At 62.7% G+C, this 25,385-nt stretch carries 22 protein-coding genes and 1 pseudogene; 10 read left to right on the plus strand and 13 right to left on the minus strand.

Features of this window, described 5'->3' with window-relative positions; genetic code table 11:
* Positions 1 to 25: 25 nt before the first annotated feature.
* Positions 26 to 846: pseudogene (locus FXB38_RS21680) on the plus strand (tetratricopeptide repeat protein).
* A 110-nt stretch (positions 847 to 956) separates the two neighbouring features.
* Positions 957 to 1,106, plus strand: a complete 150-nt coding sequence (locus FXB38_RS21685) for a hypothetical protein (RefSeq protein ID WP_084292415.1) — start codon at positions 957 to 959, stop codon at positions 1,104 to 1,106.
* A 327-nt stretch (positions 1,107 to 1,433) separates the two neighbouring features.
* Here the strand turns inward: FXB38_RS21685 and FXB38_RS21690 are convergent, their stop codons facing one another.
* The 4 genes from FXB38_RS21690 to FXB38_RS21705 all read right to left on the minus strand — a co-directional run bounded on the left by FXB38_RS21690 (position 1,434) and on the right by FXB38_RS21705 (position 5,987).
* Entirely contained in the window at positions 1,434 to 1,721 is a 288-nt protein-coding gene (locus tag FXB38_RS21690) for a hypothetical protein (protein WP_148753010.1), read from the minus strand.
* A gap of 84 nt (positions 1,722 to 1,805) precedes the next feature.
* Positions 1,806 to 2,813: a SphA family protein gene (locus FXB38_RS21695; protein WP_148753047.1), complete on the minus strand. Its 1,008-nt coding sequence runs from the start codon at positions 2,811 to 2,813 to the stop codon at positions 1,806 to 1,808.
* 171 nt (positions 2,814 to 2,984) lie between these two features.
* Positions 2,985 to 4,427 (minus strand): DUF1254 domain-containing protein, encoded by a 1,443-nt coding sequence (locus tag FXB38_RS21700; protein WP_148753011.1) that lies wholly within the window; start codon positions 4,425 to 4,427, stop codon positions 2,985 to 2,987.
* Positions 4,428 to 4,535: 108 nt separating this feature from the next.
* Positions 4,536 to 5,987 carry a DUF1254 domain-containing protein gene (locus tag FXB38_RS21705; protein WP_148753012.1) on the minus strand — a complete coding sequence of 484 codons (1,452 nt, stop codon included), beginning with the start codon at positions 5,985 to 5,987 and terminating at the stop codon, positions 4,536 to 4,538.
* Between the two features lie 588 nt (positions 5,988 to 6,575).
* Here FXB38_RS21705 and FXB38_RS44875 point away from each other — a divergent pair.
* From FXB38_RS44875 to FXB38_RS21730, 4 genes are all read left to right on the plus strand, one after another.
* The gene (locus FXB38_RS44875) at positions 6,576 to 7,058 is read left to right on the plus strand and encodes a tail fiber domain-containing protein (protein ID WP_187435043.1); all 483 of its coding nucleotides are present in this window, start codon (positions 6,576 to 6,578) and stop codon (positions 7,056 to 7,058) included.
* Positions 7,059 to 7,066: 8 nt separating this feature from the next.
* The gene (locus tag FXB38_RS21715) at positions 7,067 to 7,219 is read left to right on the plus strand and encodes a GFA family protein (protein WP_246230022.1); all 153 of its coding nucleotides are present in this window, start codon (positions 7,067 to 7,069) and stop codon (positions 7,217 to 7,219) included.
* 727 nt (positions 7,220 to 7,946) lie between these two features.
* Complete coding sequence (locus tag FXB38_RS21725; protein ID WP_148753014.1) at positions 7,947 to 8,327, plus strand: tautomerase family protein; 381 nt, start codon at positions 7,947 to 7,949, stop codon at positions 8,325 to 8,327.
* 356 nt (positions 8,328 to 8,683) lie between these two features.
* The gene (locus FXB38_RS21730) at positions 8,684 to 10,426 is read left to right on the plus strand and encodes an FAD-binding oxidoreductase (RefSeq protein WP_210250935.1); all 1,743 of its coding nucleotides are present in this window, start codon (positions 8,684 to 8,686) and stop codon (positions 10,424 to 10,426) included.
* 67 nt (positions 10,427 to 10,493) lie between these two features.
* On the opposite strand, the gene FXB38_RS21735 is transcribed toward FXB38_RS21730, so the two are convergent.
* Positions 10,494 to 11,114, minus strand: coding sequence for a TetR/AcrR family transcriptional regulator (locus FXB38_RS21735; RefSeq protein ID WP_148753016.1), 621 nt, complete (start codon positions 11,112 to 11,114; stop codon positions 10,494 to 10,496).
* 146 nt (positions 11,115 to 11,260) lie between these two features.
* Between FXB38_RS21735 and FXB38_RS21740 the strand changes: the two genes are divergently transcribed.
* Positions 11,261 to 12,139, plus strand: a complete 879-nt coding sequence (locus FXB38_RS21740; protein ID WP_148753017.1) for an SDR family oxidoreductase — start codon at positions 11,261 to 11,263, stop codon at positions 12,137 to 12,139.
* A gap of 140 nt (positions 12,140 to 12,279) precedes the next feature.
* On the opposite strand, the gene FXB38_RS21745 is transcribed toward FXB38_RS21740, so the two are convergent.
* A complete protein-coding gene (locus FXB38_RS21745; RefSeq protein WP_148753018.1) occupies positions 12,280 to 13,191 on the minus strand; it encodes a heme-binding protein in 912 nt (303 codons plus the stop codon).
* A gap of 517 nt (positions 13,192 to 13,708) precedes the next feature.
* Here FXB38_RS21745 and FXB38_RS21750 point away from each other — a divergent pair.
* Complete coding sequence (locus tag FXB38_RS21750; RefSeq protein WP_148753019.1) at positions 13,709 to 14,152, plus strand: GNAT family N-acetyltransferase; 444 nt, start codon at positions 13,709 to 13,711, stop codon at positions 14,150 to 14,152.
* Positions 14,153 to 14,255: 103 nt separating this feature from the next.
* On the opposite strand, the gene FXB38_RS21755 is transcribed toward FXB38_RS21750, so the two are convergent.
* Positions 14,256 to 15,536 (minus strand): lipoprotein-releasing ABC transporter permease subunit, encoded by a 1,281-nt coding sequence (locus FXB38_RS21755; RefSeq protein ID WP_148753048.1) that lies wholly within the window; start codon positions 15,534 to 15,536, stop codon positions 14,256 to 14,258.
* A 247-nt stretch (positions 15,537 to 15,783) separates the two neighbouring features.
* Positions 15,784 to 16,698, minus strand: a complete 915-nt coding sequence (locus tag FXB38_RS21765; protein ID WP_347340235.1) for a LysR family transcriptional regulator — start codon at positions 16,696 to 16,698, stop codon at positions 15,784 to 15,786.
* 75 nt (positions 16,699 to 16,773) lie between these two features.
* Between FXB38_RS21765 and FXB38_RS21770 the strand changes: the two genes are divergently transcribed.
* Entirely contained in the window at positions 16,774 to 17,235 is a 462-nt protein-coding gene (locus tag FXB38_RS21770; RefSeq protein WP_148753021.1) for a GlcG/HbpS family heme-binding protein, read from the plus strand.
* 66 nt (positions 17,236 to 17,301) lie between these two features.
* Here the strand turns inward: FXB38_RS21770 and FXB38_RS21775 are convergent, their stop codons facing one another.
* The 4 genes from FXB38_RS21775 to FXB38_RS21790 all read right to left on the minus strand — a co-directional run bounded on the left by FXB38_RS21775 (position 17,302) and on the right by FXB38_RS21790 (position 22,502).
* Positions 17,302 to 17,916, minus strand: a complete 615-nt coding sequence (locus FXB38_RS21775) for an Isoquinoline 1-oxidoreductase subunit (RefSeq protein ID WP_148753022.1) — start codon at positions 17,914 to 17,916, stop codon at positions 17,302 to 17,304.
* A gap of 11 nt (positions 17,917 to 17,927) precedes the next feature.
* Entirely contained in the window at positions 17,928 to 18,452 is a 525-nt protein-coding gene (locus FXB38_RS21780) for a (2Fe-2S)-binding protein (RefSeq protein WP_148753023.1), read from the minus strand.
* On the minus strand, positions 18,449 to 21,220 hold the full coding sequence (locus FXB38_RS21785) for a xanthine dehydrogenase family protein molybdopterin-binding subunit (protein ID WP_148753024.1): 2,772 nt from the start codon (positions 21,218 to 21,220) through the stop codon (positions 18,449 to 18,451). Before FXB38_RS21785 ends, FXB38_RS21780 begins: the two co-directional genes overlap by 4 nt.
* A 193-nt stretch (positions 21,221 to 21,413) precedes the next feature.
* On the minus strand, positions 21,414 to 22,502 hold the full coding sequence (locus FXB38_RS21790; protein ID WP_148753025.1) for a hypothetical protein: 1,089 nt from the start codon (positions 22,500 to 22,502) through the stop codon (positions 21,414 to 21,416).
* Positions 22,503 to 22,704: 202 nt separating this feature from the next.
* On the opposite strand from FXB38_RS21790, the gene FXB38_RS21795 reads away from it, so the two are divergent.
* Positions 22,705 to 24,327: an ABC-F family ATP-binding cassette domain-containing protein gene (locus FXB38_RS21795; protein ID WP_148753026.1), complete on the plus strand. Its 1,623-nt coding sequence runs from the start codon at positions 22,705 to 22,707 to the stop codon at positions 24,325 to 24,327.
* Here FXB38_RS21795 and FXB38_RS21800 read toward each other — a convergent pair.
* Complete coding sequence (locus FXB38_RS21800) at positions 24,324 to 25,307, minus strand: glycerophosphodiester phosphodiesterase family protein (protein ID WP_148753027.1); 984 nt, start codon at positions 25,305 to 25,307, stop codon at positions 24,324 to 24,326. The two genes, FXB38_RS21795 and FXB38_RS21800, sit on opposite strands and share 4 nt — an antisense overlap.
* Positions 25,308 to 25,385: the final 78 nt, after the last annotated feature.

The raw sequence follows: 25,385 nt of genomic DNA on the forward strand, positions 1-25,385 counted from the left end.
GGCACGCGGACGCAACGTGATGTCCATGCGGATCTGTCTCTTTGCCATCCTCGTCGCGCTTGCCGCGCCCGTCGCCGCGCACGCGCAATCGGCCGATCTCGTCCCTGCGACCGTGTCGCCGCCGATCCCAGCGATCCCGACAAGCCGGCCGACGTGAAGGGCGTGCCCGACATCGCCGCCTCCGACCTCGCGACCGCGATCAAATTCTGCAAGCAGGCGGCAAGCTCATCGCGCCGCGCGATGTTCGCGCTCGGGCGTGCCTATGCGGCCAACCGGCAGACGGCTGAGGCGATCGCCGCCTGGCGCAAGGCGGCCGACAAGGGCTCCAGTGCTGCGATGGTCGAGCTCGGCGTCGCCTATGGCAACGGCTCCGGTATCGCGAAGGACGAGGCGCAGGCGCGAAAATTGTTCGAGAAGGCGGCGCAGGCCGGCAACCCCCGCGGCGTCTCCAACCTCGCAGCGCTCGGCAGCGCAGGCGGCGGCGCTCCCGCGGACCCTGCGCAGGCGCGCACGCTGCTCGGCAAGGCCGCCGAGACCAATGCGGAGGCGCAGTACCAACTCGGCCTGATGCTTGCCAGCGGCAATGGCGGGGAGAAGGACGACGTCGCGGCGCGCGCGCTGTTCGAGAAGGCGGCGGCGCAAAACCATCCCGGCGCGCTGGAGCGGATGGGCGCCTTCGCGCAGGAAGGCCGCGGCGGTCCAAAGGACAAGGACGCCGCAAAGGCCTATTACGAGCGTGCGGCCGCGCTCGGCGACGAGGACGCCAAGAAGGCGCTGGAGCGGATCCGCTGTCCCTACGCGATCAAGGACAAGCAGGGCAAGCTCGTCACCACGCTGTGCTTCTAGAAAGCGATCCTGCTCACTTCATGTCGCAGGCGAGATTGTTGCGGGCGGGTTGGAAAAGGAACTTGCGCGGGCAGGGGCCGTTGACATCACGTCAAGCAGGAGGCGCAACCATGATCCGCAAGCTCGCATCCGGCGAATACCGGCTCTATTCGCGCAAGGTGAATCCCAAGACCGGCAAGCGCCGCAACCTCGGTACCTTCAAGAGCCGCGCCGCGGCCGAGAAGCACGAACGCGACGTGCAATATTTCAAGCGCCACTGACGCCCCGACGAGCGCTGCCCCGTGAGGCGGGCAAACCGAAACGTCGAAAACAACCCCATGCACAGTAGCCAAGTGGCTGACAGAATTGCCAAACGGCTCAGCGAAGCGGCGCGATGCGGATTTTACGAAATCCAGTTGACCCGTCGGGCAAAACAGGGGCATGATGGCATCATGGCACGATCGGCTCCGCGAGCGGCCTCTGCGCGAATTAGCCGGACAGCATCGGCGCGGCGACGGTGCTGGCAACTTCACAGCTAGAAACCTGGAAGTCCTCTGACACAATGCGGAGAGGAGCAGAAGCGCAAGCGGATGGGAAGATTCCGATCGTTATCGAATGCGCTCGATCTTCGCGGCCATATCGGGCGCGCGTGCTATCCGGTACGTCGCGTTGGTGCACTTCAGTACCCAGACCACGTAGTCCGGCCTGGAGCGCTTCTTGTCTCGCGCCGCACCAAGCGACTTGTCACATGCGAACCCTTGCGTGCGGATCTGCGCCGCCAGCATCTCCTGCGGTTGTTCGGAGGCGACGAGCGTTGCCGGCGCATGTTGTGCCCGCGCAAGTGGGCTGAAAAGAACAATCGCGGCCAGCAAGATTGACGTACGCGAGTTATTCATGAATGCCATCCTTCTCGGCGTCGCGCGCCCGTTGCATTCAGGCCAGGCCCGCCCAGGCCCTTGCCAACTGCTAGTCTTCTGAACCTATTTCGTCACAATTCGCCGCGTCGGCGTCACTGTGCCGGTGGGCGCTATTGGAGAAATCGAAAAGGTCAGCCAGGTATTCCAGCCCGCCGGCCGGTTTTCGGCCGCGAATTCGCCGTATCCTTTCAGATTGAGATATCCTTGCATGTCGCCAACCGGAAACAGAAAGCCGACCTGTGGGCCCACGCCTACGACCCGCGACCGGAAACCACCGAGGATCGGGTGTTGTCCGGCGTCGTCGGTGATCTGCTGATAGGCGTATCCTACCAGGCCGACGAAGACCTGCTTCGAGAGAAACTGGGAAGCGCCCCAGTCGACGTGAAAATCAGTGCCGTTCTGATATTGCGTGTCGTTGTTCTTGAAATTGTAGGTAAATCCCGCGACGGCCGAAAATTCGTGCCCCGCTTGCGGATTGAAGTAGGTGTAACCGCCGCCGCCATCGATGGCGCCGTGGCCTATGCCGAGATTGGCAAGGCGGTTTGGATCGTAGGCGCCGACGGGAACGTCTCCCGTCACATAAGTCATGAAGTTGTGAACGCCTGCGTTCCACTTCAGTGTCAGCTGTGGGTAGAGGTCGCCGACCGAGGTAATCGAATCGCCAAAGCTGCCCATCCGGGTTGCTGCGAATGGTCCGAAACCGGTTGTAAGCGTGCCGTTGAGGTCGGCACTGGATCGACCGAACAGGCCGGTCATGCCGATCGCCAATTGTCCGCCCAGCACCGGCGTCGCGAACGTGTAGGTAGGGTTGAGAAGTACCAGATCGGCCTGCGCATTGAGGCGAAGATTCAGGTCGACGTTCACCGTGGCAGGGAATCTGCCGATCTGAACCTCTCGTGCCGCAGCTGCGGCGCCGAATGCCGATACGGAGGTATGATAATAGACCTCGGCCATGGACCAGCCCGGCACCCCGGGCGTTGCCGCGAGGCTGCTGAACCGGCCCGGGAGCCAGTACGAAACACCGCTCTCATCCGCGTATGCCGCCTCGGACATCCAGCCGAGCAGCACCATTGCAGCACTGAGAGCTGAGTGGGTGAGCCAGCGCCGAGATTTCCATTTGCGAGATTTCCATTTGGATGTGTCGCGCGTCATTTGTCTGCCCCAATTGGCTGGAGATCGCATGGCAGCAACGCAGGCGAGGAGGACGAGGTATTTCACTTCACGCCTCCCATCCCACTGTCTCTACAAGGCCAGCTTCACGCCCGGCGGCTGCCACATCCCTTCGCCCGGAGGCAGGATCGACGGTGCTTGGGCCTTCGGCCAGTAGAGCCGCATCGCCAGGTAAACCGGGCCGTCAGGAGCCGGCAGCCAGTTGGCTTCCTTGTCGGCACCGGGCGATTTGTTCTGGATATAGATTGTCAGTGACCCGTCGGCGTTCGTCTTCATTGCGGGCAGCATCGGCGAGTTGATGAGATAGCGGTTGATCGGGTTTTCGATCAGCAACTGCGTCTTGCCGTCGTACATCGTCACCGACCAGAACGCATTCACTGGGGGCAGCTGACCGGCCGGGAACGTTAGCGAGTATTTGCGCCCGGCACAGTCGAGGGTTTGACCATCGACGTCGGCGCGCGTCATCGGATAGGTCGCCTCCGCGGCATCGTTGCCGTATATCCCTGCCTTTGCGCCGGCCGCCCGCTTCAGCCAGTCACCGTTGAAGAAAGCGCTGTCGCCAAACAGCGAACTGATCCGCCAGCCGTTGACCTCCTTGCCGGCCTTTGCGACGGCCTCTTCGATCTTTCGTTCGCCCTCCTTCATGCCCAGGCCGATTTCGAGCTTCTGCTCCATCGGAAGGTCCTTGAAATTGAAGGTTTTGCCCGAGCCAACGCCGATGGTCGCAAGCTGCGCGCGAATGTCCTTTTCGTTCTCCTGAGCGGGGGCAAACTGGAGCGCGAAGTCGAGATATTCGAAGAAGTTCGTCTTCACGAGGTCCTTGTCGATCTTCGGAAAGTCGACGGCCGCTGCCGCAACAGTCGTCGGCAGTTTCAGATAGGCCGAAAGCGACTGCGCCCTATAGCCCTCCTGGACTTTCTTCATGTTCTCGAGATCGTCGGGATTGAAAAGCTGCGTGCGATAGGCCGCCACCGAAAACTGCGTGGTCGACCGAAACACCTTCTTGATCCCGGGCGGAGTTGCTCCGCTCCAGTTCGGCCCGACCACCATATAGTCGCCGGCCTCGCTTCCGGTGGCGCGGCTGCCAACATAGCCGTAATTGTAGGTGTTGCCGTCACAGAGCATGATCGAGTAGTAGCGTTTCGGGTCCACGGCCGGGACCGAAAGAACCATTGGCTCCGCCCGCAAATCCATCCACAGGATCGAATACGGCGTGTCGCTGTTCGGCGTGATGACGGCGGTATCCTTGTAGGTGTAAACGTTGGGTTCGTTCTTGATCTGGTTGAACGGGGCCTTGAACTGCCCGGAGTTGCGATCAACTGCGTACTCGTACATCACGGCGTAGTTCATCACGATCGGCAGGCCGTAGATAAAGCCCGCTTCGGCAATGTCTTTTGCCTTCAGGAAGCCCGGTCGATCGGCGCCGGCCTGGGCAAACGCCGGCAAGGACCTTATCGCCGCAACGGTGATCGTCGTCGTCGCAGCAGTGCGAAGAAGTTCGCGTTTGGTCAGCATTTGAAGCTCCTCAGGATCAACTCGCTCGCTTCTAACGATCGGTCTTCCAGGGACGTTTGTGCTCGTACGGTCGGACGCCGGCGCAAAGCGCCGGCGCTCAAATCAACTTTATTGGGCCAAGCCCACCGTTCCCGCCTGCGTCTTCACGACCGGCGGCGGATTCCATTTTCCGGTCAGCGCATCGGCCTTCGGGCTGTAGAGGCGCATGGTCAGATTAAAGGGTCCCTTCGGCGCCGGAAGCCAGTTCGCATCCTTGTCCTTGCCCGGACTTTCGTTCTGGAAGAATATATCGAGCGACCCGTCTGCGTTGTACTTGAACGGCATCCAGCTGCTTACGGCAAAACGGTTGAGCGCATTGCCGACCTGGAAACCTTCCGGGTCGTATAGCGTGATCGACCAGAAGGCATCGACTGGCGGGGCAGCGCCCTTCTCGAACGTAACTGTGTACTTGTTGGCTCCATCCAGCGGCTTGTTGGTCTCGTCGCCGAGATTGAGCGGATAGATGGCATCCTCAGGCAGGTTCGCGCCCAGCCCGAGCTGGGCGACGATGGCACGCTTCAGGTAGTAGTTACCGTAGACACCCATCGAATCGGTGTTCATCGACCAGCCATTTGCGATCCGCGCCAGTGTCGGCACTTTCCAGGCCATCAGCTTCTGGCCGTCTTGCGGGGCAGTCTCCAGCGCCCGTTGCAACACCGGATCGAGCTTGCCGATGTCAAAACTCTTGCCGGGCTCGATGCCGATTTTCTTCATCTGGGCGATGATCGGCTCATCGGTAACGTGCGGCGGGTGAAGCTTGAGCAGTTCTGCGGCGCTGGCGAAGTACACGCCGGCCGACATGGTATCGACCTGGACCTTCGGCGGCGTCTTCATGTCGACGCTTGGGTCCGGCGTGAACTCGACCGGCTTGGGTGTCTTGCCATACTCGGAAAGGAGCGTGACCTTGTAACCGGCCTGAATCTTATGGACCGCATCGTAGTCCGGCGGGCCATCCGTCTTGGTGCGGCCGATCACCCAAACATAGGGCGTCGGCGCTTCGATGCGCTGGGTGTCGCTCGGTAGCTTGAATTCTTCCGCGAACCTGTCGCGCAGATCGGGCCGCCAGCCCGGGGGCGTGATCAGGAACGTGCCGGCCCTGGTGCCCGTCGTTCGCCAGCCGGGCGATGCGAAGACGTCGGTCCACATGTCGAGCATCGGCAGCAGATAGTAGCGCCCATTTGTATCCGGTGCGGAGATGACGACAGGCTCCTTGGTCATGTTCAGCCAGGAGACGGAATACAGCGTGTCGAAGTTCGATCGCACCACGCCCTTGAAATTGGCAGGGGGGTATTCCGGCACATTGACAAAGGTATTCATCGGACCTCTGAAATCGGTCGTGCCGTTGGTGAATTGCTTTCTCGAGACGTCCATCGACATCAGCGAGTAAAAGTAGACATAGGCATCCACCGCGATGGCATGCGCTTCTTGTTCAGCCGGTGCAGCGCCCTCCGCCCGCGCGGCAGGCGCGGCCGCCGCGCCGAGGCAAAGAGAAATTGTCAGCGTCAGAATTCCCCGAAACATGTCGAATCCTCCTCTTCTGATTTGGCGACCTCTGATTTGCGACCTCGTTCAATTCACGATGTTTACCGTCGGAATGATCGCGTTCGAGGGTCTGAACATTTGAAGGTCTCAGCGTATTGCCTTGCTGCGTGGCGCCGCGGGAATTCAACACGAAGAAGGGTAGCAAAGCCGATGCCAGATGCGTTCAAACAGCTCGCGGCGGTTTTGATTGAAGCATTCTCGATCCAGCGCGAGGGCGTGCATTGCTTGCAGGAGGACGTGCATGACCAGCTGCATTAAACGCCGCGTGGCGTCTGCAGGACTCAAAACAAGGTCGCTAGAAACAGAGCTATTAAGCGCAATTGAAGGTGCGCCGCTTGAGGAGCCTCTTTCGCTTGCAATGCGGCACCCCAAAGTATTTTCTCTTTAGCACAACCTGTCCGGGAGGGCCAGCGACGATAGTTAGTCTGCATCTCTGTCGCAATCTGGCGATGCGGGGATAGTGAATTGAGGCGCGGAAGGTATCGCCCCGGAGAACAATTGCTCGCCGGGCGAAAATCTGATCCTATTCTTTATTCCTTTGCGAGCAACAATTGAACGAAGGAGACAATGATGCGCTCGATCCTCCTCGCTGCGCTCGGCATTACCGCCTTCTCCGCAACCATGGCCATCGAGACACCCGAGGCAAATGCTGTTGTCTATTGTGCCGCTGGTGTCTATCGCGCAGGCTGCGTCGCCCGACCTGTTGTCGGGCCCGTCGTCGCACCAGTAGTCGGCGTGCGAGGTGTTGCACGGCGGACCACACGGCGTGTCGTCCGCCGATCGGACATGATGCTCAAGCACGACATCTTCCTGATCGGTCACCTCGAAAACGGCCTCGGCTTCTATCGCTTCACCTACAACGGCGGCAACAAATCCCATGTCGGCGTGATGGCGCAGGAAGTGCAGACGATTATGCCCACCGCGGTACTGCGCGGCAGCGACGGCTACCTGCGAGTTTCGTACGACATGCTCGGCGTGAAGTTCCAGACCTACGACCAATGGATTGCGTCGGGCGCTCATGTCCCGGCCGGCACACCAGTTGAGCAGTAACGCGCCCGATGCAGCATCTGATGCGCAGCGGCCGTGAGGTGATCATCTACGCGGGCGCCTTCGATGATCCGCTTGGCGTGACACCTGACCGGCACGTACATTGGGCGTCGCGCGCAAACTGGTACGTCCATGGCAAGGGGTTGTTTGTGGAAGACGAGTGATCTTCGTAAAGCCAAGGACGCCAAAGAGTTGAGGAACCTGTTCAAAGCAGGGTTCTTCGGCGCGGCACCGTCCTCGGCTCCTTGCGGCCAGCTCCAGGCTGGGCTCAGCGCCTCAATTTCGCTGCGCAGTCCAATAGCCTGAGCAACGTGCGGTTCCTGAATGGCCACTCCACCTCCCGCGGCCAGAATTACTGGAGAGCCGGCCTGAGCCGGACGCGAATTTGTCCTGGACTGTTACCGACGCCCGAACTGCGCCCGAACGCGCCACGTAGCCTCCGAACCTGATTAAGTTCGGATGTGTAACTATTCCATTGGTGATGTTGACGGTGAAATTATAGGTCGGATCGCAAGTGCCTCTTTGCGTCACGAAAACGAGATCCCAGGAGCCGTCGAATGCGGAGCGGGCCTGCGCGATGGAGTGGAGGGCGACCAGGCAGCCCATGGCCGCCACACACGTGAGAAGCTTCTTCATTGTTTTGCTCCAAGCGGTCCCCCACACATGGCGGGCGGAACGGGCGAGTTCAATGCGGCTCGCCGGGGCCGGAGGAGTGATATTCGCTTTGAGTCTTGTCCATGCAAAAGCGGCTTCAAAGGACGTCGGTCCGAAACGCCATCTTCAAGATCACGTTCAAGATCACGGCGCCGGACGGGAGGCCTTCAAGGCCGGCCGCTAGATAGGTCGCAACGATCGCGCCCTAGAACCGCAACCCGGAAGAGGAGTACGACCATGCCATTCGTTCGCATCGATCTCAGGAAGGGCAAGTCGCCCGAGTATCGGAAGAAATTGGGTGAGATCGTCTATGACGCCATGATCGAGCTGATCAACGTGCCGAAGGACGACAAATTCCAGGTCATCACGGAGCACGACCGCGCCGACCTGAACCATGCCGACAGTTATCTGGGCAATCACTACAGCGACGATCTCGTCTTCATTCAGATCACGCTCAACACCGGCCGCCCGGTCGAGCTCAAGAAGGCCTTCTACACGCGAATCGTCGAGCAATACCAGGCGCAGTTGCAAGGTCGCCCGGATGATGTCGTGATCAACCTCGTCGAGGTCGCAAAGGAAAACTGGTCATTTGGCCACGGCATTGCGCAGTACGCGTGAACGCGTGGCGTCGTGGTGAGGGATACCACTGTAATTCCGGAAACCTATCCGCCAGACGAAACGGCAATTCCTCCTGCCGCCGTGTCCGCGTAGCCGAACGGCCGCGTGCCGCGCGACTCGTCCCCGTAGCCTCGCCATTCGTCCCGCACCGTCGCCACTGATCCCGGACGTATCGCGTTCCGTCACTGCGTGCTTTCCGGCGGCCGAACGTGTCGGGCAGATTCCGGCGTCGGCAGGTTCCGACAGGTCGATATCTCGACCTGGCACAGCCGGCTGATCGTCGGGGACCGCACGTGCAGACCTTGGGGAGATGACTGATGCACCGGAGACGTCTGCTACAAGGCGGGATTGCGACGATGATCGCACTTCAAACCGACCTCCAGCCCTGGTTCCCACACAACGCCATTGCGAATGTGACACCGGGTCGCGTCCGGCCGGGAATGCCTGGTTGGCCTGGCGAATCCGACTGGGCTGCGCTGAAGACGGCCACCAACGGCCGGCTCTCGAAGGTCGTGATGCCAAGGCTGGATGGCCCCGACGGTAAAGCGCTGCTCGCAAACCCTTTCGCGATCGGCGACCAAGCCGGCTTGACCCAAAGCTCCGGCTGGCTCGACGCATGGCGATCAGTCCCCAGCGCCTACATGGTGGCGGCCGAGACCGCAGCCGACGTGGCCGCAGCCGTGCGCTTTGCCACGGCCCACAATCTGCGCCTCGTCGTGAAGGGTCGAGGCCACAGTTATCTAGGTGCGTCGTGCGCGCCGGATTCTCTCCTGCTCTGGACGCGCAGGATGGACAGCATCACCGTCCACGACGGCTTTAGCCCGGCCGGATCGGGCGCTGCGGTCGTCCCCGCGGTCTCGGTCGGCGCCGGTGCGATGTGGCTGCACGCCTACCAGACGGTGACCGGCGGCGCGGGGCGTTATGTGCAGGGCGGCGGCTGCACCACCGTGGGCGTGGCAGGGCTCGTCCAAGGCGGCGGATTCGGCAGCTTCTCCAAGAGATTCGGGACGGCAGCCGGAAGCCTTCTCGAAGCCGAGATCGTGACGGCGGACGGCGCCGTCCGCACCGTCAATGCGGGGCGCGAGCCGGATCTGTTCTGGGCCCTGAAGGGTGGAGGCGGCGGCACGTTCGGGGTCGTGACCCGGCTGACGCTTGCGACCCATCCGCTGCCCGACACGGTCGGCGCCGTGAGCCTCACACTTCGTGCCCATTCCGACGAGGCCTATCGTCGGCTGCTTGGGCGCTTCATCGAGCTGTATGCGAGCGCGCTTTGCAATCCACATTGGGGCGAGCAGGTACGCGCGCGTCCGGACAATCGTCTCCAGGTGACGATGACCTTTCAGGGCATCGGCAAGGACGAGGCCCGGGCGGCTTTCAAGCCATTGCTCGACTTCGCCGACGCCAATCCTGCGGACTACGAGGGCCAGGCCTCATTCTCCGTCGCGAGCGTGCCGGCGCGCTACTTCTGGAACGGCTGGCTCTACCGGCTGTTCGCGCGATCGGTTGTCAATTTCGATAACCGGCGGGACGCGCCATGGACCGACTTCTGGTGGGCCGGCGACGGCGAGCAGGTCGGTGCCTTTTGGCAGGCCTACACCTCGGCATGGATGCCGTTTTCCCTGCTCGATCAGGAGAACCAGCCGCGCCTCGTCGATGCCTGGTTTGCGGCGAGCCGGCAGTGGGCGGTCGCGTTCCACTTCAACAAGGGGCTCGCCGGCGCACCGGCCGAAGCGATCGCCGCGGCGAAGGACACTCCGATGAACCCCGACGTGGTCGATGCCTTTGCGCTCGCGATCATTGCGGCCGCCGGGCCGCCGGTCTTCGACGGCTTGCCGGCGCCGAACCTGTCCGCGGGCGTCGATCACCGCGCGCATGTCAAGGAGGCCATGGCGCGTTTGCGCTCGGCCGCACCCGAAACCGGCTGCTACGTCAACGAATGCGATTACTTCCAGGCGGGTTGGCAGAAAGCGTTCTGGGGCGACAATTACGCGCGGCTGCTCGCGATCAAGCGCCGCTACGACCCCGACGGGCTGTTCTTCGTCCACCATGGCGTCGGGAGCGAGGGTTGGAGCGACGATGGATTCACGCGGCTTGAGTAGGCGTTGCTCGGTGCGACGTAACCGTCCGGTGAAGCCTCACCGGACGGTTACGTCGTGCGCCCATCGCCTACGGACCGCCAGGTCCGGATGATGAGACCGACGCAGCCTCGAGCAACAGTCTGGCTGCGTCGCGGCTCGCCTGCGCTATGGCCGGATCGCGTGTCGATTGGGCGATCACGAGCGCGCCTTGGATGAGTGACAAGATCTGGAGCACGGCTTGTTCAGGCTTGCTCAATGCCAAAGGCTCGACGAGCGACGCCACAAATTCACGCAAGCTCTTGAAATGAGCGGCGATGGTGGCCTGGACGTCCGGAGAATCAACGTCCGGTCCGAACTCGGCCAGTCCCCTCACGAACGGACAGCCGCGGAAGGAAGGCGATCGAAAGGCCTCGCCCAGCGCGTCAAAAATGGCAAGGACGCGCTCCAGCGGCGATAGCCCGGGTTTTTCGGTCGAGGCCGCGAGCATCTGAAACCAGGCGGCGTCCTGGTGTCGCAGGTAGGTAGCGACCATGTTCGCCTTCGACGGAAAGTGCTTGTAAAACGTCATCTTGGCCACGCCGCTTTCGGCGATGATGCGGTCAACCCCGACAGTGTGGATGCTGAACCGGTAAAACAGGTCCGACGCTGTCCTCAGTATCCGTTCTCGCGGCGCGAGAGCGTTAAGCGGCTGCCCCTCCAAATCGATCATCTCCGGCACGTCCTGCCCCCATCCTCGGTCTGACTCAAACTCCTCAGGCGCATAGACAGACTACCCTGTCTATTTTTCTGTTGCAATGTACATACAGGTCTGTCTATCTGGTCGATGCTATTTGGACAGAAGCGAAAGGACATAGGATGAACGGAAAAGTCGTTGTCGTGACAGGCACGAGCAGTGGTTTTGGAAGACTCACGGCATTGGAGCTCGCGAGGCGGGGTCATACGGTGGTTGCGACCATGCGAGACGTCGAAGGGCGAAATGGCCAAGTCCGGAGCGAACTCATCGAAGCGGCAAAAGCCGAGGGGCGTGTGCTGCAGGTCCTCGAAATGGATGTCGCCGACGAGGCGTCAGTCAATGCGGCGATCGACCATGTCATCAAGCAACATGGAAGGATCGATGCGTTGATCAACAACGCAGGCACCATGTTCGTCGGGGTCACGGAAGCCTACACGGTCGCGGATATCGAACGGCAATTTGCGGTGAATTTCTTCGGTGCCGCGCGAGCCGATCGTGCCGTTCTGCCGCATATGCGCGCCGCCGGCAGCGGACTTCTCGTCCATGTCACGTCGTTGATGGGCCGACTGATCTTTCCCTTCTTCGGTGTCTATTCCGCGAGCAAGTTTGCGCTCGAGGCGCTCGCCGAGTCCTATCGCTACGAACTTTCAAGCTTCGGCGTCGACTCGGTGATCGTCGAACCAGGGGCATTCCCCAGCAACCTGCTGCCATCCAGTCCGGAGCCGTCCGACGAAGGCGTGCTGGCATCATACGGTGCGGTCGCGGCGATCCCGGGCCAAATCAAAGACAGCTCAAGCCAGGCAAACGATTCGTCCAATCCGCCACGACCCCAGCTGGTTGCCGATGCCATCGCGCGGCTGGTCGAAGCCACGGAACGGCGCCCGTTGCGGACGGTCGTCATGCCCGAGGGGATGGATCTCGGAGTAGAACGGCTGAACGAGGCCGCCACCTCTGTTCAAAACGATATGCTCGGCGCATTCGGTATGTCGAGCATGATCTGAAACTCCGAGCGTCAATCGGAACTACGAATTAATTAGAATTACGAATTACGGTGACAGTGCACTTAACTAGGCAGGAGCGAAGTTTGGTGCGCTGTCACCGAGATTGTCGTGTCTCACTCGAGGGGTGCAGTCCGCGACCGTCACTTCACCGGCGGCAGACCGGCGACGGCAGCGTCGGAAGGAGGGTTCAGGCACTTCGGATGGCCAAAGCCGCCAGCGCTATGGCCGACGCCGCCCTGTCCGTTGGGCGCCAGGCCCGTGCCGCCGGTCCCGTCGGTGTTTGCTGTGATGTCGAAGACGATGTTGTCGGGGTGGCTCGCATCTCCCGACACGCCCTTGACGCCCTGCAATTGATCGAGCCCGAGCGCATTTCGGAGCCGCCACGCCACCATGTGATCGGTGCAGGAGGTGTCGCCGCTGACGCCGACGCCGCCGACCTTGGCTCCATTGCGATACAGCGCAAGGCCGCCGCCGAACACGTTCACGCCGCCGATGCGCTGGCCAACCATCGGGTCATTCGGCGTGCCGAACGACGAGCCGCTGGCTGGGCCCGGATTGAAGTTTGCCGTGCTGATGCCAGTGCCCGAGAACGGCGGATGGTTGCCGTAGGCAGCTGCCGTATCGACCGGATTGCTGTGCTGCAGCCCATAGAGGCTGCCACCCGGCTGCACGGCGGTGAACAGGTTGGCGGTCGACAAGGCAAGCCCGGTCGGAAACAGGCTGCCGGCGGGTGTCGCGTTCTTACCCAAGCTGAAGTCGTTCGCAGTGTTTGCCTTCTGGGCGGAGATGACGCGGCTGCCCAGCCATTGCGAGGTGCCTTGGCTGCCCGAGAAGGCGACCGCGCAGACGGTGCCGTCGTTGGCAACCAGTGTGCCCCACATGTGGAAGCCGAGGCCGCCATTGGCACCGGAAGCGGGCGTGATGGCGCCGACAAGTGCCGCACGAAGTTGCGAAAAATCAGGCAGAGCGGCGCAATCCGCAAAGGCCGGGAGGGTCACCATGGTAACGAGAGCGCTGATCGAACAGAAAAGAGTTCGTCGCTTGACGTTCATTGTGCTGCTCCTGTGGTGCGATGGGTGGTTGATCAGGAAAGCGCGGCCCCATCGTGCCCGCGCAAAATCTGAAAAATCGGTCGTACTTTCAAAAACCCCGTTAGCAAACGGGCCTGCGCGACGACGAGGCAAGGCGTCCTGGTATCTGCGAACCTCGCCGCGCTCAAAACTGAAGTCGTCACCGAGGCAATGCTGTTCGGACGTCTTCGTGGCAGTGGCAATGACCTAATGCTTCCAAGAGCACGGTGGTCCCATGGTTAAGTCTGGGAGCGACCGCAGAGGTTCACAGAAAATCCCGGCGAAGTCGGAGTTGGGTCTGAATGTGAAGAACTCAACGTGAGCAAATCCAGGAGCGAAGTTGAGTGCACCGTAATTACCATTTGGCATGGGCAAACGCCGAGGCGCCATCGGCCCTATCAGGCATACGGCACGCGCCGACCAGTACAGAGATCAGGACTGACGCAGGTGCGAACCATTCGATATAAGAGGCGTCGCTAGGTCAGCTCGAGGGTCCGGGATGGTAATAATCAGAGCTGCAAATACGACGCAGGAACGTGAAGCATGTTTTCAGATTCGACATGAGGTCTTTGTAGTCGAACAGAAGGTTCCGGTCGATCTGGAGCGCGATGAACACGACAGCGGAGCTCTTCATTTTGTTGCACTGGCTGACGGCCAGTCTGTAGGAACAGCGCGTGTTGTGTTGAGGGATAACGGCGCGTCGGCCAAAATTGGTCGTGTGGCCGTGCGCCGTTCGAACCGGGGTTTTGGTATTGGCAAGATGCTGATCGCCGCTATTGAAGAAACCCCAGATCTAAAACACGTCCGCAATTTCCTCCTGGACGCCCAGGCGCATGCGCTGCAGTTCTATGCAGATTTGGGATACGAGGCTTACGGGGAAGAATTCATAGACGCGGGAATTCCTCACCGCCACATGACAAAGAGAAACCGGAAGGTCCGTTGAATGGCTCTTGTGGCCTGGCGGCGGATATGATGCGTTCTTGGAAGACGAGAATTGCGGTGCACCTAACTTGGCAGGTGCGAAGTTGAGTGCTCTGCTGCCGCTGCTATCCTCGCTGTCGCAGAGCCTCGACGGGGTCGAGGCGCGCGGCGCGCCATGATGGGTAGAGCGTCGCGAGGAACGACAGGGTCAGCGCCATGGTCACGACCGCTGCAGTCTCGACGAGATCGATTTCCGCCGGCAGCTTCGATAGAAAATAAAGCTTCGGCGGGAATAGGTCGGTGCGCGTCAGCCAGGACATGACTTGCCGGATTGTTTCGATATTGACGCAGACGAAGAGCCCGACGACGAAGCCGACCAGGGTCCCCGCCACGCCGATCGATGCGCCGGTGATCATGAACGTTCGCATGATCGCGCCCCGCGATGCTCCCATCGTCCTGAGGATCGCGATGTCGCTGCCCTTGTCCTTCACCAGCATGATCAGGCCGGACACGATATTCAGCGCGGCCACCAGGACAATCAGGCTCAAGATCAGAAACATCACATTGCGCTCGACCGCGAGCGCGCCAAAGAAGGTCGCATTGCGCTCCCGCCAGTCGACCAGGAAGATCGGCCGGCCAGCCGCTTCTGCAATGGTCTTCCGAAACAGGTCGATCCGATCGGGGTTGGTCGTGAACACCTCGATCGCGGTGACGTCCTGATTACGATTGAAGAAAGCCTGCGCCTCCGCGATCGGCATGAAGATGACCCCCGCGTCGTATTCGGACATCCCGATCTCGAACACGGCGGCGACCAGATACTTCTTGACGCGCGGCATCATGCCCATCGGCGTGACTGCGCCGCGCTGTGCAACGAGCGTGATACTGTCACCGGCATGGACCGCGAGTTGATCGGCAAGGCCCTGGCCGATGGCGACACCCTGGCCCCCGTCAAAATGTTCGAGTGAGCCTTGCTTGATGCCGGCAGAGATCGAGGGAAGCTGATCGAGATCAGCGGCCCGAATGCCGCGCACCAGGACGCCGGAGGCGTTGGCCGACGACGCCAGTGCCGGGCCGTCAACGATCGGTACCGCCAATCGAACGCCCTGCACCTGACTGATGCGCTCAGTGACATCCTTCCAGTCAGTCAAAGGGCTTTCCAGCGGCTGCGCCACAATATGCCCGTTGAAACCGAGGATCTTGCTGAGAAGCTCTGTACGAAAGCCGTTCAGCACCGCCATGACGATGATCAGCGTGGCGACCCCGAGCATGATGCCCAGAAATGAAAACCCCGCGATGACCGAGACAAACCCTTCTTTACGTCGGGCTCGCAGATACCGCGCCGAGAGCATCCACTCGAACGGTGCAAAGGGTCCTGCTTGCGGCGAATCCATCACTGTCTCGTCCATCATCCGATAGGAGGGTCATTCTGTCTCGTTGCGACTGGATTGGCTACGGCGGTGTTCGGCTCCATAGCCGGCTGCGAGTCAAAGACCGCAGATAGCGGCCACGCAGGCGAGTTCCGCTTTGCCCTTGTAAACCGACGTTGATGAGCGTTCTGCCTGTCGCCTCATCACGGCGCAGGGCACGCCGGTCCCGTCTTCACCCAAGCCTCCACCAACGTGCCGGCCTGCTCCTGCGTGCCCGGTACGGGGCTCATATCCGCAGGGCAGAGAGCTGCGCCACGAGGAATTCCATCGCGGCACGGACACGCCGCGGCAAGACGCCGGCGCCCCGCCTGACCCAAACGATCTGGAGTGGAATTGGCGGCGGCTCGTGGCCGACAAGGATTTGCTCCACGATCCCTTGCTCGATGAGCCTTCGCACCTGCCAGAGCGGCGCGAGTCCGATGCCAAGGCCTGACGCTACGGCCGCATTGCGCGCAGCGGCATTTTCCGATCGAAAGCGGCCATGCACTTCGATGCGCCTCTTGTCGTCGTCAAATACCCATCTGTCATCGTCCCTGGCCCGCAACACGCACGCATGACGGGATAGCTCTCGCGGATGCTCGGGACGACCGTGTGCGGCGAGGTAAGCCGGTGAAGCGAAGACCGCCCAATTCAATCCGCCGAGGTGGCGAACCCGTAAGTTCGAGTCCGGCAGGTTGCCGATGCGGACGACGAAATCCAGCTTCTCGGCGACCAGGTCGACGTGCTCGTCAGACAAGACAAGTTCGATGTCAACTTCCGGATTCCGCGTTAGAAATTGGCTCAGGGCAGGGCTCACATATTCGGGGCCGAACAGGCTCGATGTGCCGATGCGGATGGTGCCGGCGAGGCGCCGGTCTCTGGCAATCAGATCTTCCCGCGCACCGTCAATGGTCGTGAGTGCCAGACGGATGCGGCCGGCAAAATCGAGCCCTGCCGTCGTGGGACGCAGGCGCCGGGTCGTCCGCGACACGAGCTCCACCCCAAGGTCCTGCTCGAGCCGCGCCAGCGACCGGCTCACCGCCTGAAGCGATCTGCCCAGACGAACAGCTGCCGACGTCAGGCTACCTTCATCGACAATAGCGAGAAACGTCGTGTAGTCCCCAAGCGAGGTCAGAGCTATTCTCTCGTAAAGTGAGATAATGTATCCTCAGTATCATGTATTATCATCAGATGCGCGGTATGCTGTTGATGAGCTCTCACCAACCTGGAGCTCTCAATGATGAAAATTGACCCCTCTACGGCAGAGGCACCTCTGGCGGCCCTGACGCCTCTCTATGGTGCCCCGATCACGCTCGACGAGGCTGTGCTCGTCGCCGGTGCGGCGCGCGCCGAAGCGCAACGTCATGGATGGCCTATGGTGATCGCCGTCACCGACAGCGGCGGGCATCTCGTTCTGCTATACCGTCTCGATCAGGCTCAGCACGGCAGCGTGCTCGTCGCTCAGCAAAAGGCGAAGACGGCGGTCGATTTCAGGCGGTCGACAGGAGCGTTTGAATCCGCGCTTGCCGAGGGCGGCCTTCATCTACGGCTTCTGGGCATGACCAATCTGACGCCCCTGGAAGGTGGCCTTCCGATCGTGCGCGAGGGCAGGGTGATTGGTGCGATCGGCGTATCGGGCATGCAATCAACCCAGGACGCGCAGGTCGCGTCGGCGGGTCTTGCGGCTTTCGGATCCTGACCGGTCTTAATCCCGAGGCAGCGGAGAAGCGCGGATACTACGTGTCGGATGTCATGCGGCACGAGCTCACGGCGCCGGACACGCCGCTCCCGTCTTCACCCACGCCTCCACGAGCGCGCCGGCTTGCTCCTGCGTGCCCGGCGCGGGGGCGCGGCCGAAGCCGGGGTGCCAGGCCCAGCCGACGAGGGTGTCCTTGCCGATGTGGTCGATCAGGGCTTCGACCTTGCGGCCGCCGTTGCGCGCGGGGTCTCTGATCTGCTCGCAGATCTCGCCGATCGTCTTACCTTCCCAAGCCATTTCGCGCGGCGCCAGATGCCATTCGGGATGGCCGGGAATGCGGCCGGGCTCGAAATTGGCCTTCTGGTGGCAGGTGTGGCAGCGCATCGCCTCCAGCCCATGGCCGTCGGCGCCGCGCGTCACCGGCGGCTGGTGGATGCGGGGAGTGTCGCCCTGGCGCGGGCTGTCGCCGGCCGGATGGCAGTTGGTGCAGCGCGGATGCGTCAGCACTCTTCCAAGTTCGGTGAAGATCGCGGCCGAGCGTTTTTCGGTGTCGGCGATGTTGGCAAAACTGTCGGGCGAGGCGAGGCCGTGGCTCGTCGTGTCCGAGGCCGCGTAGCCCGCGCACAGGCTGCTCGTCAGCGCCGCCATCACGGCCATGATCCTGAAGCGCGCGTTGATCATCGCTGGCGCACTCATTTGGTGGCGACGAGATAGCGTTTTGAATCGGCGAGGATCACGTCGCGCACCGCCTCGTGATATTTGATGTAGCCGGTGCAACGACAGAGATGCCCGTCGAGCGCGTCCGCAATGGTCTGCTCCAGCGCTTCGCGGGCGACCGGGGCGCGCGACAGGCGTTCGAGCAGCACCTGGCCCTCGCCAAGGAAGCCGGCGGTGCAGTAGCCGCACTGGAAGGCGAAGTGCTCGATGAAGGCCTTTTGCAGCACCGAGAGCTGGCCGTCTTTGGCGTGGCCCTCGACGGTGCGGATCGACTTGCCGTCGAAATTCACCGCGGGCGCGACGCAGGTCGGGCTAGTGTAGCTGGTGCCGTCGGGCGCGTCGACGATGATAGCGCAGCTCAGGCATTGCGCGGCGCCGCAGCCGAACTTGGTGCCGGTCATGCCGAGCATCTCGCGCAGAAAATCGTTCATCGAGAGATCGTCGCGGACGTCGATCGGACCGTGCTTCCGGCCGTTGATGGTGAGGCTGAGGGTCGTCACGCCAAAACTCCCTTCAAGAGGCTTGAAGTAACCGGCAGCGCGCGGAAGCGATGGCCGGTGGCATCGTGAATGGCGTTGATCAGCGCCGGGACGATCGGGACCATCACGACTTCAGCCATGCCCTTGGGCGGCTCGTCCGGCGTCAGCGGCTTCAGCATCTCGATCTCGAGATCGCGCAAGGGCAGATCCGAACCGCGGGCGACCAGATAGCGCCCGAGATTCCATTCGCCGTTGCCAGGGCCGCCCTCGAACGGCGGCAGCGTCTCCAGAAGCGCGTAGCCGACACCCATGGCGAAGCCGCCCTGGGACTGGCCTATCACCACCTCCGGCACCAGCGCGGTGCCGCATTCGAGCACGCTGTAGGCCTTGGCGATGCGCAACGCGCCCGTCGCGCGTTCGATCTCGACGCGGACGAGGGCGCCGCACATCGAGGTGTAGGCCGTGCCGATGCGGTTGTTGTCGGTCGGCGGAAACTTGACGCTGCTGCGGTTGATGCGTTCGAACCTGCCGCTGCCACGGCGGATCGCGAGCGCGTCGATCTCGGCACGATATGGCTCGCCGAACAGGGCAAAGCGTGCGCGCGACCAGGCCCAGCGCGAAAAACTGTGCGCGATCGCACCGGTGACGAAGCCGCGGGCATGAGCCGTCGCGGCGAGCGCCGGCAGCGCCAGCGGCGCGAGACCCGGCATCGTGAGCTGGCCGTCCTGCCAGCTTGCGTTCGCCCATTGCCGTGCGCGCGCGTCCGTCTTCGGAATGCGCCACAGCTCCAGCGCCGCGGGCCACAGGCCGAAGCGGAAGATGACGCGGGCAGCTTCCGCGGAGGAGTGGGTGCCGACATGGGCGCCGACCGAAGCTGATGTCGCCGAGCTGATCCTGGGCACCCAGCGCGGATTTCCCTGCGCCGCGTCCTGGGTCTTTTGATCCATCGTGTAGGGATCGCCTGAGGTGACGAGGCCAAGGACGTCATAGCCATCGACCCGGGCAATCGACACCTCGTCGGCGATGGCGCCGAGATGGGTCGCGACGCGGTTGGCGAGCGCCGTGCCGATGCCGTTGCCCATCTCGACGTGATCGCAGAAGATCGCGATCCTGCCGTCGGGTCCGAGCTCGACGCGGCCGAGCGAGCAGTCGGCGCCGGCGCCGTAGTCCTTGGTCACGCAGGCAACCCCGGTGCCGACCAGGCGGTCTCCGGAGGCTTGCCTGAATTGCGCACGCTGCTGCCAGATCGGATGCTTTTCGAGCTTGTCGAGGATCTCGGGCGTGCGCACCGAGACGATGTAGGGATTGCCGGTCATGGTCCGGCCATTCTGCTTCAGCGCATTGCGGCGGCGGAATTCGATCGGATCGAGCTGGAGCTCGCCGGCGGCTTCGTCGATCAGCGCTTCGAGCGCGGTCATGGTCTGCAGCGCGCCGTAGCCGCGCATCGAGCCTGCAGTCACGCCGCGCGAATGCAGCGCGACCGTGGTGACATCGACCTTCGGGATATCGTAGATGCCGATCGCGGCGGTGGCGGCGACGGTCGCAACGTTGGCGGAGAAATTGGCCTGGCCGCCGCCGTCGAGCACGTGGTCGGCAGCGAAGGCCTTGATGATGCCGGTCGCGCGGTCGATGCCGATGCGCGAGCGCATCTTGATTGGGTGACGCTTGATGCCGCCCTGGAACTGCTGATAGCGGTCATGGGCGAGCCGCACCGGCTTTCCGGGAAAGAGAATCGCCGCCAGCGCGACGTAAAGGATGAACGGCGTGTGATCGCGGCCGCCGAAGCCGCCGCCGACATGGGCAAATTGCGCGTTGATCTGGGTCGGCTTGTAAGGTGCGCGGGCCTTGGCCAGCAGAAACGCGAGCGACTCCGCCGCCTCATAGGGCGATTGCACGCCGAGCACCAGCTCCAGATTGCCGCCCTTGCCGGAGTACCAGGCGAGCCCGCATTCCGGCTCCAGGAACATCGGGTCGACCGACTGCGTCTCGAACTCGCGGTCGAGGACCAGCAGCGAGGCGTCGTCCGCGGCGAGCTCGGCGCGGATCTGCTCGCCAAGCTTGGCCGCCTTGGCATAGTCGGCCGGCATTTCCTTGGCGAGCGACGACCACACCGGAAGTGCCGTGGTCTGCAGCTTCCTGGGCGAGACCCAGCCGGCCTGGAGCGGCGAATAGACGTCCGGCTTCTCAGGGGAGGGACCTGCCACGCGCGTGAAGCGATAGGAGCCGTAGTCGGGCGCCATCACCGGGCCGGTTTCTTCGCCGAATCTGACGAAGGTGCCGTCACGCAAGGCGAGGCGGGCCTGGTCGAAGCTATCGAACGTCTCGAAGATCAACAGCGCGACCGGCTGTCCGAGATAAAGCGGCGTCTTGCCGGGCGGGCAGAACAGGTCGCCGGCATAGAACTCCGGCGCCTGCGTGCCGACACGGTCGAGATCGGCGGCGGTGACGACGACCGAAGGCTTCAGCGCGCCTTTGAGCCCGGCGAGGTCCATGCCGGTGTAGACATGCGTGGCGTCATTGGCGCGCACCAGGATCGCGTGCGAGGTGGTCCGCGGCCAGCCCGGCAGATCGTTGGCGCGGAAGTCGGAGGCGTAGAGCTTTGCACCGGTGACCTTGGCGACGCCGTCGACGCGGCCGGCGCCTTTGGTTGCCGGATTGAAATTGCCGCGTCCGGGCAGCGTCTCGTGCGCCGCGAAGGGCGCGTTGGCCGCCCCCGCAAGATGCGACAGGCTGACCGAGATGCCGCCCGCCGATAACCACTTCACGAACTCGCGTCGCGAAGGCCGCATGGTCTCATCCTTGTACAAGGTTTTCAGGAGCTCGCGATGCTGACGGCATCGTTGCCAAAGCTACGAAACGGGTACGCGCCAACGCTGGCCTGAAGCTGTCATGATTCGTCATGCGGGAATAGAACAGCGCAGCGCATTACCACCTCGTGAAGACGCGGCCGCATTGCCGCCGCGTGTCCCGATGTTTCGTGCGCTATTTGAGATCCGCGATCGTCGCGGGGCCGGGACCCGGCGTGACCAGGGTCGGCCACTGCCTGGAGCCGAACGGAACCAGCGGCGGCAGGAACGGCGTCATGCCGCGCTTTGCCGTCTCCGCGACGATCGCGGCCCGCCCGTCGCCTCCCATGAGCTCGTAGTCCATCAGGTGATAATTGCCGAAGAACAGCGCGCCAACCGAACGATCGGCGATGATCCGCGTCAGCGACTCCAGCATGTCGGCCGGCGTCGTGGTGAACGACACCGTCTCGATCAGCAGCAGGCGCGTGTTGATGGCGTCGGGGCCGAAGAACTGCGCGAGCACGCTGAAGATCACGTTGTTCTGCCGCGTCACGTAGATCGTGTTGCTGGCGGCATAGGTCTTCTCCCAGTCGGGACCGAGCTGTGTCTTCCAGTCGGCCAGCACGCCCATCCAGTGCGCGACCTGCGTCTGCGCCGCCCACGCGACGTTTCTGGCGAGGAACGGGGCCTGCTGCTTGCCGAAAGCCTCTAACTTCGAGAACGGAATGACGCCCCTCGCAAGGCATTCGTCCATGAAGGCGATGTTGTTCTTCAGGATGATGCGATTGTTGTCGCGCCAGTCGGCCTGCATCGGGGTGGCGTCGAGGCTGTCCAGCGCCGACTGCATCCGGCTGCGGAACGCCAGCATCGCGCCGCGCCAGGATTTGTTGTCGGGATTGTCGACATAGGGGCCGACCACCTCGGCCAGCGCCATGGTGCTGTGGCCGACCGATTTCAGCAGCTGATAGACGACCGGCACCTGCGGCGCGTCGAGCGGCGGCTGGCCCGGTCGGTACAGGATCAGGCGACCGCCGGCGCCGGAGAACAGGCCGAGGATTACGGGGTGCTTGTCGAGGATGTTCTTCTGGAACACCTTTGCAGCGTCGCCATAGAGCTCGAACATCGCGGTGTTCAGCGCAAGCACGTCCCTGGTGGCGATATCGCCCGGCGCGGCATTGGTCTTGCCGGAGATCGGCGCCATGTAGTCGGGCAGGGTCTGGGCGATTGCGGCGCCGCCGCCGAGCATCAGTGCGGCGGCCATGGCCAGGCCAAAGCGAGTTTTCATCGGTATTCCCCCCAAAGTGCATTCTCAGCAAGCGTCAGCTCTAAGGACGTCCGTCAGATGCGCTGGACGGCGCCACCGCGTTTCTGGCTGAAAATTGCTAAGGATTTGTCAGGAAAGGACAAAACCCGTACCTCGCCGGGCTTCCTTTGGCCGCCCTCATGGCCTATTACGCCGCAACGCAACAATTCCCCAAAAAGACCTCATGATCCGCCTCGACAACGTCAGCAAGCAAGCCGGCCACCAGATCCTGTTCATCGAAGCCTCCGCCGCCCTCAACAAGGGCGAGAAGATTGGCCTCGTCGGGCCGAACGGCGCGGGCAAGACCACCCTGTTCCGGATGATCGCCGGCGAGGAGCTGCCCGACGAAGGGCAGGTCTCGACCGATCGCGGCATCACCATCGGCTATTTCAACCAGGATGTCGGCGAGATGGCTGGCCGCAGCGCCGTGGCCGAGGTGATGGACGGGGCGGGACCGGTGAGTGCGGTGGCAGCCGAGTTGCACGAGCTCGAGACCGCGATGGCCGACCCCGACAAGGCCGACCAGATGGACGAGATCATCGCCCGCTATGGCGAGGTGCAGCACGCGTTCGAAGAGCTCGACGGCTACGCGCTGGATGGTCGTGCGCGCGAGGCGCTGTCCGGCCTCGGCTTCAGCCAGGAGATGATGGACGGCGACGTCGGAAAACTCTCCGGCGGCTGGAAGATGCGCGTGGCGCTGGCCCGCATTCTGCTGATGCGTCCCGACGTCATGCTGCTCGACGAGCCGAGCAACCATCTCGATCTCGAAAGCCTGATCTGGCTCGAGAAGTTCTTGCACGATTACGAAGGCACGCTGTTGATGACCTCGCATGACCGCGAGTTCATCAACCGCGTCATCTCCAAGGTGGTGGAGATCGATTCCGGCTCGCTGACGACCTACACCGGCGATTACGAGTTCTACGAACAGCAGCGTGCGCTGAACGAGAAGCAGCAGCAGGCGCAGTTCGAGCGCCAGCAGGCGATGCTCGCCAAGGAGATCAAGTTCATCGAGCGTTTCAAGGCGCGCGCCTCGCATGCCGCCCAGGTGCAGAGCCGGGTCAAGAAGCTCGACAAGATCGAGCGGGTCGAGCCGCCGCGCCGCCGCCAGACCATCGCCTTCGACTTCCTGCCGGCGCCGCGCTCCGGCGAGGACGTCGTCGCCCTGAAGAAGGTGGTCAAGGGCTATGGCACCAAGCGGATCTATGACGGGCTGGATTTCATGATCCGCCGCAGGGAGCGCTGGTGCGTCATGGGCGTCAACGGCGCCGGCAAATCGACCCTGCTCAAGCTCGTCGCCGGCGCGAGCGAGCCGGACGAGGGCACGGTGGCGCTCGGTGGCAGCGTCAAGATGGGCTATTTCGCCCAGCACGCGATGGATCTGCTCGATGGCGAGCGCACCGTATTCCAGTCGCTGGAAGACCAGTTTCCAACCGCGGGGCAGGGCTCCTTGCGCGCGCTCGCCGGCTGCTTCGGCTTCTCCGGCGACGACGTCGAGAAACGCTGCCGCGTGCTCTCAGGCGGCGAGAAGGCGCGACTGGTGATGGCGAAGATGCTGTTCGACCCACCGAACTTCCTGGTGCTGGACGAGCCGACCAACCATCTCGACCTCGCCACCAAGGAGATGCTGATCACGGCGCTGTCGGATTTCGAAGGCACCATGCTGTTCGTCTCGCATGATCGGCATTTTCTCAGCGTCCTGTCGAACCGCGTGCTGGAGCTGACGCCGGACGGCATCCACCAGTTCGGCGGCGGCTACACGGAGTATGTCGCGCGCACCGGCCAGGAAGCGCCGGGGTTGCGGAGCTAATCTTTGCTTTTGCCGGAGATCGTGGCGATCGTCTCGATCTCGTTGGTCCAGATCCCACCGGAATAGCCTTGCGGGAGCCGGGCGAAGAATTCCGGCGTATCGATGCCGGTTGAGAACTCTCCGCCGCTGTAGGGGCCGAGCACGAAGACCGCGCTGTCGGCGCCGTTCATGCGATTGAGGAAGCGATCGGGCCAGCCCCAAAGCCAGGGTGCAACGTTGATCGGGACCAGCACCATCGCGTTTCGGCAGGCGGCTGGGACCAGGCCGGTCCAGCCATAGCCGATATAGCGGATCAGGCAGCTTCGGATGGCCGCGCGTGAAATCGTGCGGACTTCCGGGGTGAGGCGGCGGATCACCTCGATCGGCTCATCGCCGCCGTAGACCATGATCGTCCGGCGGCGATCGGCCGCGAGCGCGTTCAGCACGGAAGCGAGTTTCTCGGCTTCGCCAGCGTCCCGGCTCTTCACATTGATGAGGAGTTTCTTGTCGGGAAACGCAGTGAACACCTCCGACAGTGTCGGCATCATCCCGATGCCCTTGCCGCGAAACGGAAAGGTCTTGCCGCCGTCGGCGGTGTAGCCATAGCCGATATCGAGCATCTTCAGCTTCGCCATGCTCTGCTCGCGCGTGACGCCTTGGCCGTCGGTGCGGCAGTCGAGCGTCCAGTCATGAAATACGGCGAACTCGCCGTCGGTCGTCGGGTGCACGTCGAACTCGACCACATCGGCGCCGGCCTCAAAGCTCGCGCGCATCGAGCGCAGGGTGTTCTCCAGATAGTCGTGCGACGGCGGCAACATCCGCGCGGCAGTGCAGGTGTCGTTCTTCAGATCGCGCTCATCGAAGCGCTGCGCCATGCCGCGATGGGCCAGCAGCACCGGCTTGCCGTCGCGATGCGGCGCCAGCAGATTCGTGTTGTTGATGTAGATGCCCGCAGCAACGACAAGCATAGCTGTCGTCGCGAATCTCAGTTTCCTGCCCACCGATTCCTTCCCATTTCACGGACACCTTTGTCGGCGTTTGGGGTCGATTTGCGGCAATCGCCACGCACGGGAGGTGGA

The organism is Bradyrhizobium cytisi, assembly GCF_008123515.1.
Lineage (GTDB): Bacteria > Pseudomonadota > Alphaproteobacteria > Rhizobiales > Xanthobacteraceae > Bradyrhizobium > Bradyrhizobium cytisi.

Bases quoted from the DNA above. Each gene is read 5' to 3' on its own strand.
- FXB38_RS21795 (WP_148753026.1), top strand. From the start codon at position 22,705: ATGATCCGCCTCGACAACGTCAGCAAGCAAGCCGGCCACCAGATCCTG.
- FXB38_RS21700 (WP_148753011.1), bottom strand. From the start codon at position 4,427: ATGCTGACCAAACGCGAACTTCTTCGCACTGCTGCGACGACGACGATC.
- FXB38_RS21750 (WP_148753019.1), top strand. From the start codon at position 13,709: ATGGTAATAATCAGAGCTGCAAATACGACGCAGGAACGTGAAGCATGT.
- FXB38_RS21695 (WP_148753047.1), bottom strand. From the start codon at position 2,813: ATGGTGCTGCTCGGCTGGATGTCCGAGGCGGCATACGCGGATGAGAGC.
- FXB38_RS21735 (WP_148753016.1), bottom strand. From the start codon at position 11,114: ATGATCGATTTGGAGGGGCAGCCGCTTAACGCTCTCGCGCCGCGAGAA.
- FXB38_RS21705 (WP_148753012.1), bottom strand. From the start codon at position 5,987: ATGTTTCGGGGAATTCTGACGCTGACAATTTCTCTTTGCCTCGGCGCG.
- FXB38_RS21785 (WP_148753024.1), bottom strand. From the start codon at position 21,220: ATGCGGCCTTCGCGACGCGAGTTCGTGAAGTGGTTATCGGCGGGCGGC.
- FXB38_RS21790 (WP_148753025.1), bottom strand. From the start codon at position 22,502: ATGAAAACTCGCTTTGGCCTGGCCATGGCCGCCGCACTGATGCTCGGC.
- FXB38_RS21685 (WP_084292415.1), top strand. From the start codon at position 957: ATGATCCGCAAGCTCGCATCCGGCGAATACCGGCTCTATTCGCGCAAG.
- FXB38_RS21725 (WP_148753014.1), top strand. From the start codon at position 7,947: ATGCCATTCGTTCGCATCGATCTCAGGAAGGGCAAGTCGCCCGAGTAT.
- FXB38_RS21755 (WP_148753048.1), bottom strand. From the start codon at position 15,536: ATGGACGAGACAGTGATGGATTCGCCGCAAGCAGGACCCTTTGCACCG.
- FXB38_RS21690 (WP_148753010.1), bottom strand. From the start codon at position 1,721: ATGAATAACTCGCGTACGTCAATCTTGCTGGCCGCGATTGTTCTTTTC.
- FXB38_RS21775 (WP_148753022.1), bottom strand. From the start codon at position 17,916: ATGATCAACGCGCGCTTCAGGATCATGGCCGTGATGGCGGCGCTGACG.
- FXB38_RS44875 (WP_187435043.1), top strand. From the start codon at position 6,576: ATGATGCGCTCGATCCTCCTCGCTGCGCTCGGCATTACCGCCTTCTCC.
- FXB38_RS21715 (WP_246230022.1), top strand. From the start codon at position 7,067: ATGCAGCATCTGATGCGCAGCGGCCGTGAGGTGATCATCTACGCGGGC.
- FXB38_RS21745 (WP_148753018.1), bottom strand. From the start codon at position 13,191: ATGAACGTCAAGCGACGAACTCTTTTCTGTTCGATCAGCGCTCTCGTT.
- FXB38_RS21770 (WP_148753021.1), top strand. From the start codon at position 16,774: ATGATGAAAATTGACCCCTCTACGGCAGAGGCACCTCTGGCGGCCCTG.
- FXB38_RS21740 (WP_148753017.1), top strand. From the start codon at position 11,261: ATGAACGGAAAAGTCGTTGTCGTGACAGGCACGAGCAGTGGTTTTGGA.
- FXB38_RS21730 (WP_210250935.1), top strand. From the start codon at position 8,684: ATGATCGCACTTCAAACCGACCTCCAGCCCTGGTTCCCACACAACGCC.